General features: G+C 69.7%; 18 protein-coding genes and 4 tRNA genes. 15 read left to right on the top strand and 7 right to left on the bottom strand.

Annotation, left to right across the window (positions count from 1 at the left end; all coding sequences use genetic code 11):
- Positions 1–26 precede the first annotated feature (26 nt).
- Positions 27–947 carry a PPK2 family polyphosphate kinase gene (locus ACWEOW_RS03410; protein WP_452267747.1) on the top strand — a complete coding sequence of 307 codons (921 nt, stop codon included), beginning with the start codon at positions 27–29 and terminating at the stop codon, positions 945–947.
- Positions 948–1036: 89 nt separating this feature from the next.
- Here the strand turns inward: ACWEOW_RS03410 and ACWEOW_RS03405 are convergent, their stop codons facing one another.
- The gene (locus ACWEOW_RS03405) at positions 1037–2677 is read right to left on the bottom strand and encodes an acyl-CoA dehydrogenase family protein (protein WP_452267746.1); all 1641 of its coding nucleotides are present in this window, start codon (positions 2675–2677) and stop codon (positions 1037–1039) included.
- A gap of 37 nt (positions 2678–2714) precedes the next feature.
- Between ACWEOW_RS03405 and ACWEOW_RS03400 the strand changes: the two genes are divergently transcribed.
- The 5 genes from ACWEOW_RS03400 (at position 2715) to ACWEOW_RS03380 (ending at position 4935) form a co-directional block, all read left to right on the top strand.
- Positions 2715–3689, top strand: a complete 975-nt coding sequence (locus tag ACWEOW_RS03400) for a YihY/virulence factor BrkB family protein (protein ID WP_452267745.1) — start codon at positions 2715–2717, stop codon at positions 3687–3689.
- A 142-nt stretch (positions 3690–3831) separates the two neighbouring features.
- Positions 3832–3904 (top strand) — tRNA-Gly (locus ACWEOW_RS03395).
- A 32-nt stretch (positions 3905–3936) separates the two neighbouring features.
- Positions 3937–4007 (top strand) — tRNA-Cys (locus ACWEOW_RS03390).
- Between the two features lie 29 nt (positions 4008–4036).
- A tRNA-Val gene (locus tag ACWEOW_RS03385) sits at positions 4037–4111 on the top strand.
- 551 nt (positions 4112–4662) lie between these two features.
- Positions 4663–4935, top strand: a complete 273-nt coding sequence (locus ACWEOW_RS03380) for a hypothetical protein (protein ID WP_452267744.1) — start codon at positions 4663–4665, stop codon at positions 4933–4935.
- A gap of 371 nt (positions 4936–5306) precedes the next feature.
- On the opposite strand, the gene ACWEOW_RS03375 is transcribed toward ACWEOW_RS03380, so the two are convergent.
- The 5 genes from ACWEOW_RS03375 to ACWEOW_RS03355 all read right to left on the bottom strand — a co-directional run bounded on the left by ACWEOW_RS03375 (position 5307) and on the right by ACWEOW_RS03355 (position 9496).
- Complete coding sequence (locus ACWEOW_RS03375; protein WP_452267743.1) at positions 5307–6095, bottom strand: ABC transporter permease; 789 nt, start codon at positions 6093–6095, stop codon at positions 5307–5309.
- Positions 6085–7008, bottom strand: coding sequence for an ABC transporter ATP-binding protein (locus tag ACWEOW_RS03370; RefSeq protein WP_452267742.1), 924 nt, complete (start codon positions 7006–7008; stop codon positions 6085–6087). Before ACWEOW_RS03370 ends, ACWEOW_RS03375 begins: the two co-directional genes overlap by 11 nt.
- Positions 7009–7014: 6 nt before the next feature.
- A complete protein-coding gene (locus ACWEOW_RS03365; RefSeq protein ID WP_452267741.1) occupies positions 7015–7530 on the bottom strand; it encodes a MarR family winged helix-turn-helix transcriptional regulator in 516 nt (171 codons plus the stop codon).
- A gap of 118 nt (positions 7531–7648) precedes the next feature.
- Positions 7649–7813 carry a hypothetical protein gene (locus tag ACWEOW_RS03360; protein WP_452267740.1) on the bottom strand — a complete coding sequence of 55 codons (165 nt, stop codon included), beginning with the start codon at positions 7811–7813 and terminating at the stop codon, positions 7649–7651.
- A 288-nt stretch (positions 7814–8101) separates the two neighbouring features.
- On the bottom strand, positions 8102–9496 hold the full coding sequence (locus tag ACWEOW_RS03355) for a wax ester/triacylglycerol synthase domain-containing protein (RefSeq protein ID WP_452267739.1): 1395 nt from the start codon (positions 9494–9496) through the stop codon (positions 8102–8104).
- A 158-nt stretch (positions 9497–9654) separates the two neighbouring features.
- Here ACWEOW_RS03355 and ACWEOW_RS03350 point away from each other — a divergent pair, with 158 nt between their 5' ends.
- A complete protein-coding gene (locus tag ACWEOW_RS03350) occupies positions 9655–11100 on the top strand; it encodes a serine hydrolase domain-containing protein (protein WP_452267738.1) in 1446 nt (481 codons plus the stop codon).
- On the opposite strand, the gene ACWEOW_RS03345 is transcribed toward ACWEOW_RS03350, so the two are convergent.
- A complete protein-coding gene (locus ACWEOW_RS03345) occupies positions 11078–11641 on the bottom strand; it encodes a hypothetical protein (RefSeq protein WP_452267737.1) in 564 nt (187 codons plus the stop codon). The two genes, ACWEOW_RS03350 and ACWEOW_RS03345, sit on opposite strands and share 23 nt — an antisense overlap.
- A gap of 100 nt (positions 11642–11741) precedes the next feature.
- On the opposite strand from ACWEOW_RS03345, the gene ACWEOW_RS03340 reads away from it, so the two are divergent.
- The 8 genes from ACWEOW_RS03340 (at position 11742) to ACWEOW_RS03305 (ending at position 17757) form a co-directional block, all read left to right on the top strand.
- Positions 11742–12560, top strand: coding sequence for an endonuclease/exonuclease/phosphatase family protein (locus ACWEOW_RS03340; RefSeq protein WP_452267736.1), 819 nt, complete (start codon positions 11742–11744; stop codon positions 12558–12560).
- Positions 12551–12623 (top strand) — tRNA-Gly (locus tag ACWEOW_RS03335). Before ACWEOW_RS03340 ends, ACWEOW_RS03335 begins: the two co-directional genes overlap by 10 nt.
- A gap of 116 nt (positions 12624–12739) precedes the next feature.
- Complete coding sequence (locus ACWEOW_RS03330) at positions 12740–13759, top strand: zinc-dependent alcohol dehydrogenase family protein (protein WP_452267735.1); 1020 nt, start codon at positions 12740–12742, stop codon at positions 13757–13759.
- A 61-nt stretch (positions 13760–13820) separates the two neighbouring features.
- Positions 13821–14807: a non-homologous end-joining DNA ligase gene (gene ligD / locus ACWEOW_RS03325; RefSeq protein WP_452267734.1), complete on the top strand. Its 987-nt coding sequence runs from the start codon at positions 13821–13823 to the stop codon at positions 14805–14807.
- Between the two features lie 78 nt (positions 14808–14885).
- Positions 14886–15374, top strand: a complete 489-nt coding sequence (locus ACWEOW_RS03320) for a glutathione peroxidase (RefSeq protein ID WP_452267733.1) — start codon at positions 14886–14888, stop codon at positions 15372–15374.
- A 9-nt stretch (positions 15375–15383) separates the two neighbouring features.
- Positions 15384–16409, top strand: a complete 1026-nt coding sequence (locus ACWEOW_RS03315; RefSeq protein WP_452267732.1) for a chorismate-binding protein — start codon at positions 15384–15386, stop codon at positions 16407–16409.
- A gap of 44 nt (positions 16410–16453) precedes the next feature.
- The gene (locus ACWEOW_RS03310) at positions 16454–17299 is read left to right on the top strand and encodes an aminotransferase class IV (RefSeq protein ID WP_452267731.1); all 846 of its coding nucleotides are present in this window, start codon (positions 16454–16456) and stop codon (positions 17297–17299) included.
- The gene (locus tag ACWEOW_RS03305) at positions 17296–17757 is read left to right on the top strand and encodes a TIGR02611 family protein (protein ID WP_452267730.1); all 462 of its coding nucleotides are present in this window, start codon (positions 17296–17298) and stop codon (positions 17755–17757) included. The genes ACWEOW_RS03310 and ACWEOW_RS03305 overlap by 4 nt, the downstream gene beginning before the upstream one ends.
- The last annotated feature ends 36 nt before the right edge of the window (positions 17758–17793 follow it).

Genomic DNA, 17793 nt, shown 5'->3' with positions numbered 1-17793 from the left:
GCACCGCATTCCGGCAGGATGACCGCATGGGCAGCAAGGACGAGAAGAAGAAGGCGAAGAAGAAGGCCAAGAAGCTCGAGGAGGCGCGGGCGGCGGTTGTCGACGACGGTGCTCGCCTGGGCGGTTTCGGTGACGCGCTGCGCGTCGGCCCCGAGTTCCTTCTCGCGGATGTCGACCTGTCGGGCACGCCCGCGTTCGACGGCGACAAGTCCGACGGTGAGGCTGCCCTCGAGGCGGCGCACGACGAGTTCGCCGACCTGCTCGAGCGGCTGTACGCCGGGTCGACGGTCGGGTCCGAGCGCGCGCTGCTGCTCGTCGTGCAGGGCATGGACACCGCCGGCAAGGGCGGCATCATGAAGCACGTCGTCTCCATCAACCCGGAGGGGGTCCGAGCGACGGCCTTCAAGGCTCCCACCGAGGAGGAGCGCTCCCACGACTTCCTGTGGCGGATCGAGAAGGCCCTGCCGAAGCCGGGACAGCTGGGGGTCTTCGACCGGTCGCACTACGAGGACGTGCTCGTCGTGCGCGTCCACCAGCTCGTGCCGGAGTCCGTCTGGTCTCAGCGCTACGCCCAGATCAACGCGTTCGAGCGCGAGGTCGAGTCCTCTGGCACGCAGGTCATCAAGGTGATGCTGCACCTGTCTCGCGACGAGCAGCGGGCCCGGTTGCTGGAGCGGCTCGAGCGCCCGGACAAGTACTGGAAGTACAACCCCAGGGACGTTGACGAGCGCGCACACTGGGACGAGTACATGGACGCCTACCAGGCCGTGTTCGACACCACCTCGACGGTCGGCTCGCCGTGGTACGTCGTCCCGGCGGACCGCAAGTGGTACGCGCGTCTGGCCGTCCAGCAGCTGGTCCTCGAGGCCTTGCGGGAGATGGACCTGCCCTGGCCGGCCGCGGACTTCGACGTCGATGTCGAGAAGCGCCGTCTCGCCGAGAGCTGACCCGTCCCCGCCGGTTCGAGGTATTCGGGTGGAGGTGTTGGGTCGCCCACCCCGCCGACTCAGTGCCTCCAACCGAGGGTCTTGCGGTGCTAGAGCGCGCGGGCGATGAGGTCCTCGGTGGCGGCGGCGAGGTCCACGTCGAGCGACCCGAAGGCACCTCCACGCCGACCGGAGATCCGGCTCGCCACGAACGCGTCGGCAACCGGCCCCGGTGAGTGTTCGACGAGCAGGACCGCCTGGAACGCGACGGCCAGGCGCTCGACGACGGAACGGGCCACGAACGCCGCCGATGGGGACGTGGCGTCGAGCGATGCTGCTAGCGCGACAGCGGAGTCGACGTAGGCGTCAAGTTCCGCACTCCGTCCGCGCACGATGTGCAGCTCCTTGGTCAGCGCCTCCAGGCTGGCCGGCTCACGGGTCACGGCTCGCACGACATCGAGCGCGTTGACGTTTCCCGAGCCTTCCCAGATCGAGTTGAGCGGTGCCTCCCGATAGAGCCGGGCCAGCCCGTTCTCCTCGACGTAGCCGTTGCCCCCGAGGCACTCCAACGCCTCCGCCACGACCGGTGCGGTGCGCTTGCACACCCAGAACTTGCCCACCGCGACCCCGAGCCGCGCCAGGTCCGTGTCCCCCTCGTCAAAGGCGCGAGCGAGCCGAAGGCCGAGGACGGTCGCCGCCTCCGACTCGAGCGCGAGGTCGGCCAGGACATTGCGCATGAGCGGTTGGTCGACAAGCAGGGCCCCGAAGGCGGCACGGTGCCGTGCGTGGTGCGTGGCGCGGGCCACGGCGTCGCGCATCGTCGCCGCCGAGCCGAGGATGCAGTCGAGGCGGGTCGCGCCGACCATGTCGATGATCGTGCGGACGCCGCGGCCCTCGTCGCCGAGGCGGGTGGCCCACGTGCCGTCGAGCTCGACCTCGCTCGAGGCGTTCGAGTGGTTGCCGAGCTTGTCCTTGAGCCGCTGTAACGCGAACGCGTTGCGGCGGCCGTCGTCGAGGGCCCGTGGAACGTGGAAGCAGGTCAGCCCACCAGGTGCCTGGGCGAGCATGAGGAACATGTCGCTCATCGGGGCTGAGCAGAACCACTTGTGGCCGGTGAGACGGTAGGCGTCCCCGGGCAACGGACCGTCGGACATCGGGACGGCCTGGGTCGTGTTGGCGCGGACGTCGGAGCCGCCCTGCTTCTCGGTCATGCCCATACCGGCGATCGCGCCGGACTTGTCCTCGACGGGGCGGATGCCGAAGTCATAGGACCGGCTCGCGAGCTTCGGGAGCCAGCGGTCTCGCAGGCCCGCGTCGTGTCGCAGGGCCGACCCTGCGGCATACGTCATCGAGATCGGGCAGCCGTGGCCGGCCTCCACCCGGGACCACATCATGAACCCGGCCGCGCGGCGTACGTGCGCACCAGCGTCGGCTGGCTGGGTCCAGGGCTCGGCGGTGAGGCCCGCGGCGACCGACTGCGACATGAGCCAGTGCCAGGACGGGTGGAACTCGACCTCGTCGAGCCGGTTGCCGCTAGGGTCGTGCGTCCGCAGAACCGGCGGGTTGGTGTCGGCGAGGCGACCGTGGGTCTGGGCCTCGGCCGTCCCCGCGAGGCGGCCGAGCGCCTCGAGCTCGGCCACGCCAGGGGCGGGAACCCACCGCCTCACGTTCTCGGAGAGAGCCGGGTCGGTCGCGAAGAAGTCGTACCCGACGAAGGGCGGCGCTTGGTTCGACACCTCGTGTGTGCTCACCCGCCGAGACTAGGCCGCCCGGATAACCTCGGGGGCGATGACGGTCACGGAGAGGGTGCGCGCCGTCCTGGAGCGGATTCCGGGGGCGGTGACACTGGCGCGCCTCACCGTGCGCACGTTCGACATCTGCCTCGACTACCGCGTCACGGGCCTCGCGGCCGAGGCAGCCTTCTTCATGCTCCTGTCCCTGCCGCCGCTCGTGCTCGGACTCTTCGGCGGCCTGGGTTACATCAGCGGCTGGGTCGGGCCGGACACCGTCAACGACGTCGTCAACGCCATCCAGACGTATGCCGCACGCTTCCTCACAGAGGACAGCATCACCAAGCTGCTCGTGCCGACCATCGACGACGTCCTCGGCCGCGGCCGCCCCGAGCTCGTGTCGGTCGGGTTCCTGCTGTCCCTCTGGTCGGGCTCTCGGGCCCTCAACGTGTTCATCGACACCGTGTCGATCATGTACGGCCAGAAGGACGTTCGTGGCATCGTCCGACTGCGGCTGCTGAGCCTGTCCCTCTACACCGTCAGCACGATCGCAGGGATCCTGCTGCTCCCGCTCGTGCTGCTCGGGCCTCAGCTCGTCGGGAGCTGGCTGCCGCCCCAGGCCGGCTTCGTCCGGATCTTCTACTGGCCGGCGGTGGTCTTCTTCGGCGCTCTCGCGCTGACGACGCTGTACCACGTCTCCACACCGCGGCGAGGCCCGTACTGGCGCAATGTGCCCGGTGCCTTTCTCGCGATGGCGATCTGGCTCCTGGCGTCCTACGTCGTCCGGGTGTCGCTCGAAGCCTCTCTCGGCGGCTCGACGATCTACGGGCCGCTCAGCGCGCCGGTCGTACTGCTCATCTGGCTCTACTTCCTCGCCATCGCGATCCTCGTCGGGGCCGGTCTCAACGCCGCCACACGCGTGCTCTGGCCGGTCCAGCTCCGCGAGCGACGGCACAGCAGGTTCACCATGTCCGCAGGGACCTCGACCGAGCCCGGCGGCCCCGCGGGACCGGATGTTCCCGGGTCCGGATGACCGGCCCTGTGGGTGCTCTCGGGGCTTGCCCGAGCCCACCGCTGGGTGCGTCGCCCCGTCATCCGGCACCGGTTTTGTATCTCGCAGACCGATCGGCTAATGTCTACCAAGCGCGAGCGGGGAGTTACACCGCTGGTGTTCCGCGGACGTAGCTCAGTTGGTAGAGCGCAACCTTGCCAAGGTTGAGGTCGCCGGTTCGAGCCCGGTCGTCCGCTCGGAGAGGCAGAGCACGGCAGATGCCTTCCACGGTGGAGTGGCCGAGAGGCGAGGCAGCGGCCTGCAAAGCCGCGTACACGGGTTCAAATCCCGTCTCCACCTCGGTGTGCACCACCGAGTTGCACAACCCCGGGCGATTGGCGCAGTGGTAGCGCGCTTCCTTGACACGGAAGAGGTCACTGGTTCAAACCCAGTATCGCCCACCATCTAGAACGGCCCCTGATCTGCGGAAACGCAGTCAGGGGCCGTTTTCGTGCAACGAACCGTGCAACGAACGGCGGCTCCTGCGGATCCGGAAGTGGTCAGCAGTGAGACACAGCCCACATCCGTTGTCTAAGGAGCATGCCGCTGGGGGCCTCCGATGATCGGGCACAGCGTCGCCGTGCGGGACTCGGCGTCCGTCCGCGTGTCTGCACCCTCTCAGGTTCAAAGCGCAGGAAGCACTCGCAGCGGGTCTGGTCGTCCGGCTCAGCGGTCACGGTCGTCCGCGACGGTGCCGACCAGGGGTCAGACCGATGATGCACAACGTCGTCAGGCGGCCCGAGCGGGCGATCCCGGCTGGACCGATCCCGAGGTTCTGGGAGACACGCTGCCGGGTCGCGTGGCTCTTGACTGACGTGGCGTCAGTGATCGCGCGGGTGGCGCACGCCCTCGATGACAACGCGCCACCGCCTGACGCGGCCGCGAGGGCCTGGGAAGAGGGCTACAGGCTCGGCTATGGTCGCCGCCTGCGCAGGCTCGGCCATCGTCGCGGAGCGTGGTCACGTTGACGCTGTTCGAGCGCATGATGGTCGAGCCTGAGACCGGGCCGGATGAGGCTCTGGTGCTCGTGCGCGCGACCATCCGCACGCCGTCCGGCGCGCCGCTCACATCCTTCGGTGGCTTCGTGCCGCGCTGGATCGTCGACGATGACCGCGTCTTCGCCATCTTGAAGCGAGCTCACCGCGGCTCGGTCCTGTCCGACGTCAACATCGGCCCGAACGCGTCCGGCTACCGGGTCACCTGGGAGACGACGGACCAGTCCGCCTGACCCGCTCTACACACGAGGGCAGCTCCCGGCGCCAGCAGGGGCCCAACCGGCCCCTGCTGGATCTTCTTCGCCTCCCGCGCGGGACCTGACGGCCCGTCAGATGCCAGGAGGCCGGCCAAGGCGGGACTCGCCCCACACGACTGGCGTGATCTGCCACCGCGCGCAGTCCGACAATCGCTCCTAGGGGCCGATGCGAATGTTGTCGTAGTGCTTACCCTCTCTGGTCCGTGCCACTTGCGTGAGCGGTTCGTCGCTTGGAACGATCGCGTCCCTGCTTGCGTCCGAACCGTCGACCCCTACGACGATGACCGCCCGTTCATCACCGGTCACGACCCTGCCCCTTCCAATGCGTTCGATGCTTGGGCGCTCTGTCAGTGGATGTCGAGTCGCCGGAATGCTCCCAGGGCGCCGGCAGCGAGCCCTAGTGCAACGCCTGCGAGCACCGCGATGGCGAAGGGATCAAGCCCATCGACGAGCTGGTTTGCTCCGACGGCCCAGTAGAACAGGGAGGCCCGCCGAACGGAGCCGACCGACGGCACCACGGGCGCGAGTGCACTGATGACATACGACGCGGTGGCAACGGCCGTGGCCACGCCGAGCGCCAGACCGCGTCGGCCGGTCCAGGCGCCGATAACGAGAGCGACCAGGCCGAAGTCGAGGGCCAGCAGGATCGCCCCGACGGTGGTGCCGAGTAGGGCGCCGGTGTCGAGGTCCAGGTGGAACCCGCGCCCGGCGACCGACGCGGCGAGGGTGACCAATGGCACGGGCAGGGCCAGCACCGCGGTCACCGCGATCTTCTCGACGATGACGCGGGTGCGGGTCAGCGGGAGGCTCGCGACGCTCCAGAGGGTGCCGTCCTCGTCCTGGCCCGCGATGGCCGCCGCGCCGTACCCGATGGTCATGAGCAACGCGAACAGGGGGACGAAGTTCACGAACAGGTTGGCGTTCATCCAGCCGGCCGGGGTGGTGAGTGACCCGGTCGCGCCGAAGAGGGCGCTGACCGTGGGGTTGTCGCGGGTCAGCTCGTCGAACGCCGTGTCGTGTTGGAATGTCGGGTACAGCAGGACGATCAGGGCGGCATACACGGCGAAGCCGAGGGTGATCCCGACGCTGCCGCGCCGTCGGATGCGTAGGTCGAGGCGGGCGATGTCAGTGGGCATCGACGGTCACCTCCTTCTGGGCGTAGAAGGTGCGGAACAGCTCTTCGAGGTCGACCGGACGTGCGGTCATCTCGACGGGGTCCAGACGGGCGGCGGCGGCAAGAAGCTGCCCGAGGTCACCCTCGACGGTGAGACTCACATTCCGGCCAGAGTGTGCCGTCACGTGCGCACCGTGCACGTGGCTGAACGCTGTTGGTCCTACCGGTTGCCGGAAGGTCAGTTCGATCGTGCGCGGGGCGCGGGCGCGCAGTCCCTGGACCGTGTCGACGGCGACGATCCCGCCCTCGCGGATGATCGCCACCTGATGGGCCAGGCGTTGCACCTCGTCCAGGTCGTGCGATGAGAGGAAGACACTGCGTCCGCGGTCGACCGAGTCCTCCAGCAGGTCGGCGAACTCCTTCTGCAGCAAGGGATCGAGCCCCGAGGTCGGCTCGTCGAGCACGAGCAGCTGAGGGTCATGCATGAACGCCTGGACGATACCGATCTTCTGCCGGTTTCCCTTGGACAGCGTGTGCAGCGGGCGGTCCAGCTCCGCCTCGAAGCGGCCCTCCAGCCACGCCCGCCGGGCGGGCTCGACGCCACCTCTCAGATGAGCGATCCGGTCGAGAATCTCCCGACCGGTCAGCCTCGGGTGGAACGCCAGCTCACCCGGGATGTAGCCGATCTGTCGCCGCACCAGCGGGCCCTTCACGTCCGTGTCCAGGCCGAACACCTCCGCTCGACCCGAGGTCGGGCGGTACAGGCCCATGATCAGGCGGATGGTGGTCGACTTCCCGGCGCCGTTCGGGCCGAGAAACCCGAACACCTGGCCCCGTCGGACCACCAGGTCGACATCCCTGATCCCACGATTGCCTCCGAAGGTCTTGGTGAGACGCGTGAGCCGCACCACGTCAACGTCGCCACCATGTGTCATGTTCGATCACCACCCCAAAAGAGTCGCCGAGTCGCCGAACGCCTGTGGTTCATCCGCCGCCTCGGTGAACGCGACCAGAGCCTCCACCAGCCGCACGCGATGTCGGCTCGGCATCGCGTCTACGACCTGCGCGATCGCACGCCGGCGTCGTTCTGTCACTTCGCCGACCAGTCGGCGACCCGCATCCGTCAGCTCGATGATGACCTCACGCCTGTTCTCGGTGTTCTCCCGCCGGTCCACCAGGCCAGAGCCGATCAGCCGGTCGACCGTGCGCAACGTGGTGGATGCGTTGACCTGGAGCCGATCGGCGAGGCGGTTGAGCGTCGAGGGCCCATGCGCGTCCAGCACCACCAGGGTGCGGAACTGGGTCAGGGTCACGGTGTCCTCGACCATCGCTAGGGACCGGGCAGAGACGCCGACCAGCGCCCTGGACGCGGTCAGCAGAGCGGTGACGAGCTGGTCCAGGTCCTCGCTCGTGCGGTTCCCGCGGTTGGTGGGGGAGCGGCTGCCTGTGGCGGTCATGAGTGGCCCTCAGATACCAGAACATTGGTGAGAGCAATGATTGCACTACGCAAGACTCGACGCAATGTTCCCGGGAGCCGGATGGCCCGCTGGGGCCTGTCGCCACGGCTCATCGCCGTCATCGCTCTTCCTCCTGCCGCTCGCGCGGGCTCGTGTCCGGCATCCGCGGCGACACCTCACGCGACCCGCGGGTCCACGCCCGCCTCATCGCCTCCGGGTTGTCCGCCAGCCGGGCGGCTTCGTAGTCGCGCCGCGCAAACCAGCTCTCGAACTCGTCGGTCATCGGCGGGGCGCCCTCTTCCGGGGCATCCTCTCCTGCCAGACCAAAGGCCTGACCAGTCAGGATGTCCGCCGAACGGGGTCAACCCATGCGACGAGGCGTTCGCTCGACCGTTTGGGCCGGGGTGAGCGCGCCCACCTGGTAACGCGGGGGCAACCCCAGGTCGGTATGGCGTAACGGCCCGCCGCCCTCGGCGATGTTGTCGGCAGAGGGGCTGCGGCCGATCCCCCGAGCGGTTCGCAGCCCCTCGCTCGGGTTGGCGACAGCCGCCCCGGGGGCTCCGGGAGCTCCCTACAGTCGGTCGGGAAGCACGTCGATGCCAAGCCGGGCTAGGTCCTGGCCCAGTCCCTGTGCAGCGACTCCGAGGTCGGGGCATGCGTCGGCGTCAGCGACGAGCATGATGTCGAGCCGGCCGGCATACGACACCGCACCGACCCCGACCGAGACCGAGCCGATGAGCGGGAGCAGCGGGAACACGTCCGTGATCCGGGCCCCAGCGAACCATCGCGGGGCGCCCGGACCCACGATGTCTGCAGTGGTCACGCTCACCGGGTTGCGGTCGAGCAGAGCGACCAGCAGCCGGCGGCCGACCGGGTTGCCCACGAGCGCGCCGAGCGGGGGATGGGGTGCGTGCTTGGCGGCGGCCGACGCGCGGCTGATCTCCCGCAGGCGGTATGCCGGGTCTTCGACGCCGAGGGGGAGCGGAACCACAAGCTGGGTGAGGAGGTTGCCCCGAGCCCCGTCCCGGTCGTCCTCCCGTCGCAGGGTCGCAGGGACATAGCAAGGCAGTCGCGGCGTCGGCTCGCCGCGGGCGAGCAGGAGGCAGCGCAGTGCTCCTGCAGTTGCGGTCAGCAGGATGTCGTTGACCGTCGCGCCGTGCGCCCGAGCCGTCCCGCGGACCGGGTCCAGCGGCACCCTGACCACGGCCAGGGTGCGGTCGGGGCCGACGACCCGATCCAGGCTCGTCCGCGCGGGGTGCGGACCGGCCAGCAGCCGCAGGAATGGCCGGGCGACATCGGCGGGCCGCCGGGAGCCGGCCCCTCGTGGGATCGACGGGCTGGTTCCGGCCCTGCCCGCCGGACGCGCGACCGCACTCGTCCGGGGCCGCCGGGAGTCTGAGTGCTGCGCCGCGCTTGTTGGCTCAGTGAGCACGCCGCCCTCGGGCGCGCGGACCTCGGCGTCGAGAAGAGCCGACAGCGTCGCCATGCCGGCCATCCCGTCGGCCACCACGTGGTGGAGACGCGCCAGGAGCCCGACCCGCCCATCGGCCAGGCCGGTGAGGAAACACAGGTCCCAGAGCGGCTTCCCGTGGTCAAGCGGACGCCGGCGCAGCTGCTCGACCACAGCGAGCAGCACGGCGGTGTCGCCGGGTGCCGGCACACCGACGGCATCCACGTGCCGCTCGACTGCGAAACGCGCGTCCGGGACCCAACGAGGGCCCCCACGGCCAGGCCCTGGCATGACGAGGCGCTGTCGCAGCCTCGGCACGTGGTCCAGGCGTTGGTCGACCTGGCGTCGCAGCGCGTCCAGCCGAAGCCGCCCATCGTCAGCGAGCAAAGGACCGCCATCGAGGATCAGGAGCGCACCGACGTGCTGTGGCCACCGGGCCTCGGGCCACAGCATGACCTTGTCCTCGGAGCTCAACCGCTCGTCGCCCGAGGCCCTTTCAACGCGAACGCGTTCCATGCGGACGCCTCCGTACCCACGCCTCCGTGCGCACGTCTCCGCACACACGCCTCCACTCGATGCCACCGTTCCACCGGCCCGTCCTCGGGGACAGGGACTTTGGGCCCGGACGCTCGATCGGTCAGGGGTGAGACGGTGGAATGAACGGGAGGTGCATCATGGCCGGGATCGCGATCGAGGACGCCAAGGCAGTCGATGACCGGGTGGATGAGACCCTCGCGCGCTGGGCCGCGGTCGGCCTGGCGGTCGGCGTGGTCCGCGACGGGCAGCTCGTCCACTTCAGGGGACACGGCGTGGCTGACCTGAAGACCCGGGTCCCGATCACTCCCGACACCGTCTTCCGTGTCGCCTCCATCACCAAGACCTTCACAGCAGTGGCCATCGCACAACTGTGGGAGCGCGGCCTCGTGGACCTCGACGCCCCCGCGCAGCGGTACCTCCGCAGCTACCGCCTCGTGCCGGTGCGGCCGGGGATCACCCCGCCGACGGTGCGTCACCTGCTGACCCACACGTCCGGCATACCCGAGCTCGCGAGCGCGACCGGGCTCTTCAGGCCGCTGTTCGGTGAGGTTGTCAAGGCCGACCGGCCGGTCCCGTCCCTGGCCTCGAGGTACGGACGTGGCCTTCGGGTCGTGGCCGAGCCCGGCACCCGGTGGCGGTACACCGACCACGGTTATGCGACCCTGGGCCAGATCGTCGCCGACGTGTCGGGACGTCCCCTCGCCGACCACCTCGCGGCGAACGTGTTCGCGCCGCTCGGCATGACCGACACGTCGCTGACACGCACGCGCGCCGTCGACGAGCGGCTTGCCACGGGGTACACGCTGGGCCGTCGTGGGCCGAGACCGGTGCGCGACTACGAGTTCACCACCCCGGGAGCCTCGGCCGCCTTCTCCACGCCGCGCGACATGGCGGCGTACCTCGCGGCCCTGATGGGCGGCGGCGCCAACGAGCGCGGCCGGATCGTCGCTCCCGAAACGATGCAAGCGATGTTCGAGCCGCAGTACCAGCCGGACCCCCGGGTGCCCGGGATGGGCCTGGCCTTCTTCCGATCCGCTGCGGGCGGCCACGCCCTGGTGGAGCACGGGGGCATCGCACCTGGCTTCAACTCGCAGTTCTTCGTCGCACCGAACGACCACCTCGCCGTCATGGCCTTCACCAACGGTGCCCGCAACGCGATGCTGTGGCTCCCCGGAGAGCTCGGTGGCCTCCTCGACCTGCTGCTGCGGACCACCGCCGCCCGAGCCGAGGATGCGGGACCCTCCAACGGTGTCGCGCAGCAGCCTCACCTGTGGAACGACCTCTGTGGCTGGTACCCACTCCCTGGACCACCCAGCGACGCCCGGGCCCGGATGATGTTCGGCGCGGGGGCCACGGTGTTCGTCCGCCGTGGTCAGCTCCACCTTCGGTGCGTCAGTCCCGTTCCCATGCTCTATCGAGGCTTCCGGCTCATCCCGGACGATCCCAAGGACCCGTACGCCTTCCGGCTGGACCTGTCGGCCCTCGGGATCGGCGATGCGGGGCGAGTGTTCTTCGCCCCCGGCGACGGCCGGACGAACATGTACTTCGACCTCAACCCGATCACTGTGACTCGCCTTCGATGACCTCGAGTCTCTCGAGCACGAAGAGCAGCGCCGCCGCGAACACGTTCCCGTCGGTCATGCGCCGGACCACGTCCCAGTCGACCTGCTCCCGCAGCGACCGCGCGACGGGGATGACGGCGGCCAGGTCGCAGTCGTGCTCCGACAAGGCGTTGAGCTTGTGAGTGACCAGGTCGGTGGCCGGCAGGACCGGCATCTGCACCGAGAGCACCTCCATCGACGTGGCTCGTTCGACGTCCATCCGGGTGGCCGGCTCTCCGGCAGGACGGGAGATCACGTCGACGAGCGAGTCGTCGACGTACACCTTGAAGAGCCAGTCCTCAGGCGGCTGAACGACCATGAGGCCGGAGTCCGCGAGCGCCTGCGCGATCCGGTGAGAGTCCTCGGCGGCAACGAGGAAGTCGACATCGTGGTTCGGCTCGGGACCTCCGCGGGCCCAGACCCCGTAGCCCCCGATGAGCGCGAACGGGATGCCGGTCGACTTGAGCGCCACGGCCACGGTCTTGAGCGCCTCTCGGAGATCGCGCTGGGGGGAGTCCTGCATGCAATGCGCTTACCCGGTATGCCGCTCAGAGCCGTTCGTGGTGCCACCTGAAGGTCGCGGTCATCGCGGCTCGGGCCGGCGACGGGGTACGACAACGATCATGCGAGTCGCCACCTTCAACATCCTCAACGGCCGCGTGCCCAGCGACCAGCACGTCGACCCGTCTGGGCTGGCCGAGTCGGTGCGCCGCCTCGATCCGGACATCCTGGCGCTCCAGGAGGTGGACCAGAACCAGAGCCGCTCCGGGTTCCGCGACCTGACGACAGTCGCCGCCGTCGCCATGGGCGCGCATCACCACCGCTTCGTCGCCGCGATCGCCGGCACGCCGGGGGCGACCTGGGTCGCCGCGACGGGGGCAGAGCAGCCGGACGACGCGGCATACGGGATCGCCCTGCTCTCACGGCTTCCGGTGCGCACCTGGGAGGTGGTCCGGCTCGAACCCGTCCCCGTGAGGGTCCCGCTGCGTTTCAAGGGCAGGCATGGCATCTACCTGGTGCACGACGAGCCCCGCGTGGCCTTGGTGGCCACAGTCGAGACCCCAGAGGGCCCGGTGACGGTCGCCAACACGCATCTGTCCTTCATGTCGTGGTGGAACGGTCGACAGCTGCGCCGCGTGGTCCGCGCCCTAGACCGCACGCCGGGTCCCGTTGTTCTCGTCGGCGACCTCAACATGGAGCCGGCCCGAGCGCATCGAATCACCGGGCTCGAGCCGGCTGCCTCACATCCCACCTTCCCTCAGGACGTCCCGGCCGAGCAGATCGACCACATCCTTCTCGGCCCGGGAATCATGGTGGGCGGAAGTGGCGCGGAGGCACTTCCGATCTCCGACCACCGTGGTCTGTGGGCGGATGTGCAGATCGGCTCCGCGTCGGATACTCTCTCCATCGCACACCGCCACAGCGGTGACCCGCGGACGTAGCTCAGTTGGTAGAGCGCAACCTTGCCAAGGTTGAGGTCGCCGGTTCGAGCCCGGTCGTCCGCTCCGCAGCCGGCCCCGGTCACGACGTGACCGGGGCCGTCGCCGTGCCGGCGACCATGGGGGGGTCATGAGCCGGCCGACGGGAGCCGGAGCCCGGCACCCGCGCCTACTCTCGTCCCATGAGCCCTCAACCCGCCCCGACGGTGATGGCCGCCTGGGAAAGCGTCGGCGACGACGGGCCGCAGCGGATCAGACGGGTCGAGCGGCCGGTGCCGCGCCCCGCACCCGACGACGTGCTCGTCAAGGTCGAGGTGTGCGGGGTATGCCGGACGGACCTCCACGTCACGGACGGTGACCTTCCCGAGCACCTCCGTCACGTCGTGCCCGGCCACGAGGTCGTCGGTCGGGTGGTCGAGGTGGGTGCGGGCACGACGCGGTTCGCGACCGGCGACCGAGTCGGCATCGCCTGGCTGAGACACACGTGTGGAGAGTGCCGGTGGTGCCGCAGTGGTCGCGAGAACCTCTGTCCTGCAGCGAAGTTCACAGGGTGGGATGCCGACGGCGGCTACGCGCGCTTGGCCACGGTGCCTGCTGCATATGCCTACCGGATTCCCGACGAGGTCACGAGCGTGCAGGCCGCGCCGCTCCTGTGTGCGGGGATCATCGGGTACCGCGCGCTCCGAAGGGCCGAGCTGCCTCCCGGCGGACGACTCGGCATCTACGGCTTCGGAGCGAGCGCTCACCTCACCGCACAGCTGGCGATCGCGCAAGGAGCCGAGGTCCACGTCCTGACGCGTGGTGATGACGCGCGGCGGCTGGCGCTGGAGCTCGGCGCTGCCTCGGCGGGTGCGGCCGACGGCAAGCCACCGGTGCCGCTCGACGCCTCGATCCTCTTCGCGCCGGCGGGTGAGCTGGTGCCCGTCGCCCTGGCCGCTCTCGACCAGGGCGGCACCCTCGTCACGGCCGGCATCCACGTCAGCGACATCCCCGGGCTGGTCTACCAGGACCACCTGTTCCGTGAGCGGCGGCTGACCTCGGTCACCGCGAACACCCGGCAGGACGGCGAGGAGCTGTTCCGCCTCGCCGGGTCGCTCGGGCTGCGCGCCAGCGTGCGCGAGTATGCCTTCGAGGACGCCGACCGCGCTCTCGACGACCTCGCGGCCGGTGCGTTCAGTGGGGTGGCCGTCCTCACGATGTGAGGCGACGCCCGAACGCAGTGCGTTGCCGGAAGAGTGTCGGCATCGTCAGTAGCCTGGGGCCATGGCAGCCGCGCGCAGCAGCCCGTCCGTCGAGCTCGACGTCGAGGGCTTCGACGTCCGGCTCACCAACCCTGATCGCGTGTACTTCTCCGATCACGGCGAGACCAAGCTCGACCTTGCGAAGTACTACCTGTCGGTGGGCCCCGGCATCGTCAACGCGCTACGCGAGCGGCCATGCATGCTGCACCGGTTCCCCAAAGGCGTCGAGGGCCAGAAGGTCCACCAGAAGCGCCTGCCCGCGGGCGCGCCACCGTGGGTCGAGACGGTGCGGCTGCACTTCCCACGATTCGGTCTGCACGCCGACGAGCTCTGCGTGACGCGCCTCGCCGATGTGATCTGGGCCGTGCAGATGTCGACGGTCGAGTTCCACCCGTGGAACAGCCGCCGCGCCGACACGGAGAAGCCCGACGAGTGGCGGATCGACCTCGACCCGATGCCCCGCTGTCCCTTCGACCGCGTGCGACGGGCCGCCCATGTGGCGCAGGAGGTCCTCGACGAGATCGGCGCCGTCGGCTGGCCCAAGACCTCGGGCGGCAAGGGGATGCACGTGTATGTCCGGATCAAGCCGGACTACGGGTTCAAAGACGTGCGGCGCGGCGCGCTGGCGTTCGCCCGTGAGGTGGAGCGCCGCCTGCCCGACGAGGTCACGACGACCTGGTGGCGCAAGGACCGCTCGCCGGACGACCTGTTCGTCGACTACAACCAGAACGCTCGCGACCACACGATCGCGGCGGCGTACAGCGTCCGTGGCAACAAGACCGGGACGGTGTCGGCGCCCCTTCGCTGGGACGAGATCGACGATGCCGAGCCGGACGACTTCACGATCCGGACGATGCCCGCGCGCTTCGCCGAGCTCGGGGACCTGCACACAGGGATCGACGAGGCCGTCTTCGACTTCAGCACGCTGCTGGAGTGGGCTGACCGCGACGAGCGCGAGGGAAGGCAGGCGCCACCGGAGCCGGACGAGGACGACGCGACTGACGGCTGAGCGCAGGCCCACCCACCCCGGGACGTCTGTCGAGGCAGACCTGGGCGATGATGGTCGTATCCGACCAAGGAGGACACTGTGGCTGTTATCGGCGACTTCAAGGCGACGGCGCTCGACGGTGAGGAGCGGTCACTGTCCGACTACTCCGGTGACGTCGTGCTCGTCGTCAACACGGCGAGCGCGTGCGGCTTCACTCCGCAGTACGCCGGTCTCGAGCAGCTCTATCGCACCTACCAGGAGCAGGGCCTCCGGGTGCTCGGCTTCCCCTGCAACCAGTTCGGCTCCCAGGAGCCGGGCACCGAGGAGGAGATCGGCGAGTTCTGCCAGAAGAACTACGGCGTGACCTTCCCGATGTTCGCCAAGGTGGACGTCAACGGCGACGACGAGCACCCGCTGTTCACGTGGCTCAAGTCGGAGAAGGGCGGCCTTCTCGGCAAGAAGATCAAGTGGAACTTCACGAAGTTCCTCGTCGGCCGTGATGGCAAGGTCATCGCACGGTACGCCCCGTCGACCGAGCCCGCCGGGCTGGCCGACGACATCGAGAAGGCGCTGGCCGCCCAGAACTAGTATCTGCGGGTGGACCACGCCCGCTTCGCCGACAGGCGCGCCTGCCACGTCCTCGACGTGCGCCATGGTCCCGATGCGCTCGAAGCCATCTCCAGCGAGGGGTTCTGGGCGGTCGTGGCCACCTTCGAGGGTGACGTCACGGCGGTCCGGTTCGCCGACGTCAAGGCTGGACCAGGCGAACCAGCTGGCGCGACCTGGGGGCCGCTGCGTGGCACCTGGCACACCTCTCTCGACCGGACGGCATACGTCGACGCCGTGCGCGAGGTCCGCGACCGCATCTCCTCGGGGATCGTCTACCAGGTCAACGTATGCCGCGTGCTCAGCCACGAGCTCACTGGCGACGCGGACCTCGACGCGCTCGACACCCTTGTCCGACAAGGAAACCCAGCACCGTATGCCGCCCGGATCCGCTGCGAGGCGGCCGGCCTCGACGTCGTGAGCGCGTCGCCGGAGCTCTTCCTAGCGCGACGTGATGGGCGGCTGGTGACCCGCCCGATCAAGGGCACGGCCCCCACAGCGGAGCAGATGCTCCCGAAGGACTACGCCGAGAACGTCATGATCGTCGACCTCATGCGCAACGACATCTCGGGGGTCTGCGAGCCGGGCACGGTGTCGGTCGACGAGCTCTGCGCGTTCGAGCAGCACCCGGGGCTCGTCCATCTCGTGTCGACGGTGAGCGGACGGATGCGCGATGACGTCGCGTGGCCCGAGGTGTTCGCCGCCGCATACCCGCCCGGATCGGTGTCCGGGGCGCCGAAGTCGAGCGCGCTCAAGGCGATCCGTGATCTCGAGGCGTCGCCGCGGGGTCCCTACTGCGGCGCCGTGGGCTGGGTCGACGCAGACCGGGACGAGGCCGCCCTCGCGGTCGGGATTCGCACCTTCTGGGCGGAGCGGGACGAGGACGGGCGGCGCTGGCTGCGCTTCGGCACCGGTGCCGGCGTCACGTGGCATTCGGACCCGGCGGGGGAGTGGGCCGAGACGGAGCTCAAGGCCGCCCGCCTCGTCGGGCTCGCCGCAGGCACTGTGACACCATGAGGTCGGCTCGCCCCGACCCGATGGGATGAGCCGGGGAAGGGATCATGAGCACGACTACTCGCGTGTGGGTCAACGGTGAGCTCGTGGAGCCGACGGGGCCGTCGGTCTCGGCGCTCGACCACGGTGTCACGGTAGGTGACGGCGTCTTCGAGACCGCCAAGGTCGTGGGCGGGCAGCCGTTCGCCCTGACCCGCCATCACCGGCGGCTCGAGCGCTCTGCACGGGGGCTCGGCCTGCCGCCCCTGGATCTCACGCTGGTGGACAAGGGGATCGCCGCTGTCCTCGACGGGCCACCCATCGACTTCGGGCGGGTGCGGTACAGCGTCACGGGCGGCCTCGGGCCGCTTGGCTCGGACCGCGACGACGCCTCGCTCACGTACATCGTCCTTGCGGCCCCGCAGCCGCCGAACCCGCCCAGCGGCAAGCTTGCCGTCATGCCGTGGACGCGGAACGAGCGCTCGGCCGTGGTCGGGCTCAAGACGACCTCGTACGCCGAGAACGTCGTCGCGCTGGCCCGGGCCAAGGAGGCCGGCGCTGTCGAGGCGGTCTTCGCCAACAACCGCGGCGAGCTCTGCGAGGGCACAGGCAGCAACGTCTTCGTCGTCGTGGACGGCGTCGTGCTCACCCCACCTCCGGAGTCGGGGCTCCTTCGTGGCATCACCCGTGAGCTCGTCATCGAGTGGGGGAGGGCCGCAGGTCTCGACGTGCGCGAGGAGACGCTGCCCCTGGATGTCCTCACGACGGCCGACGAGGTCTTCATCACCAGCTCGACCAAGGACGTCCTGCCGGTCCATGCCGTCGACGACCGCGAGCTCCCGGCGGAGCGCCCGCTGACGACCGCCCTGCAGGAGATCTTCCGCACCAACGGGGAAGCAGACCTGGACCCGTGAGCGACGACCGTGAGAAGCAGGTCGACTACTCCGACCCGAACCTCACTCTCGACGCTGCCGAGGACCGCTGGGCCTGGCGGGCGCGGCTGCGACGGAACCGCGTGACTCACCTGGCGTGGCGCACTGCAGTCGGCGTCGTCGGGGCGGTCGTCACGGTCGCCGGCCTCATCATGGTGCCGGCGCCCGGCCCGGGCTGGCTCGTGGTCTTCTTCGGCCTGCTCATCCTCGCGAGCGAGTTCGAGTTCGCCCAGCGCTGGCTCGACTTCGCGCGCCGTCACGTCAGCCGGTGGAACGACTGGATCCTCGACCAGGCGCTCTGGGTCCGAGGCCTCGTCGCGTTCGGGACGGTGCTGGTGGTGTGGGTCGTCATGTGGGGCTACCTCGCGTGGCGTGGCGTGCCGCCGTTCGTACCGCAGTGGGCCGAGGACCTGCTCGGCCAGCTGCCCGGCATCGACTGAGGGCCCGGCGCGCCAGGGCGCGCGGACGCTGGATGA

The organism is Monashia sp. NPDC004114 (assembly GCF_053603855.1).
Note: the sequence above shows the minus strand (reverse complement) of the source record. Positions and strands in the feature narration are given on the sequence as shown.

Excerpts from the sequence above, each read along its gene's own strand:
- ACWEOW_RS03410 (WP_452267747.1), top strand. The coding sequence starts at position 27 with ATGGGCAGCAAGGACGAGAAGAAGAAGGCGAAGAAGAAGGCCAAGAAG.
- ACWEOW_RS03400 (WP_452267745.1), top strand. The coding sequence starts at position 2,715 with ATGACGGTCACGGAGAGGGTGCGCGCCGTCCTGGAGCGGATTCCGGGG.
- ACWEOW_RS03375 (WP_452267743.1), bottom strand. The coding sequence starts at position 6,095 with ATGCCCACTGACATCGCCCGCCTCGACCTACGCATCCGACGGCGCGGC.
- ACWEOW_RS03370 (WP_452267742.1), bottom strand. The coding sequence starts at position 7,008 with ATGACACATGGTGGCGACGTTGACGTGGTGCGGCTCACGCGTCTCACC.
- ACWEOW_RS03365 (WP_452267741.1), bottom strand. The coding sequence starts at position 7,530 with ATGACCGCCACAGGCAGCCGCTCCCCCACCAACCGCGGGAACCGCACG.
- ACWEOW_RS03360 (WP_452267740.1), bottom strand. The coding sequence starts at position 7,813 with ATGACCGACGAGTTCGAGAGCTGGTTTGCGCGGCGCGACTACGAAGCC.
- ACWEOW_RS03355 (WP_452267739.1), bottom strand. The coding sequence starts at position 9,496 with ATGGAACGCGTTCGCGTTGAAAGGGCCTCGGGCGACGAGCGGTTGAGC.
- ACWEOW_RS03350 (WP_452267738.1), top strand. The coding sequence starts at position 9,655 with ATGGCCGGGATCGCGATCGAGGACGCCAAGGCAGTCGATGACCGGGTG.
- ACWEOW_RS03345 (WP_452267737.1), bottom strand. The coding sequence starts at position 11,641 with ATGCAGGACTCCCCCCAGCGCGATCTCCGAGAGGCGCTCAAGACCGTG.
- ACWEOW_RS03340 (WP_452267736.1), top strand. The coding sequence starts at position 11,742 with ATGCGAGTCGCCACCTTCAACATCCTCAACGGCCGCGTGCCCAGCGAC.
- ACWEOW_RS03330 (WP_452267735.1), top strand. The coding sequence starts at position 12,740 with ATGAGCCCTCAACCCGCCCCGACGGTGATGGCCGCCTGGGAAAGCGTC.
- ligD (WP_452267734.1), top strand. The coding sequence starts at position 13,821 with ATGGCAGCCGCGCGCAGCAGCCCGTCCGTCGAGCTCGACGTCGAGGGC.
- ACWEOW_RS03310 (WP_452267731.1), top strand. The coding sequence starts at position 16,454 with ATGAGCACGACTACTCGCGTGTGGGTCAACGGTGAGCTCGTGGAGCCG.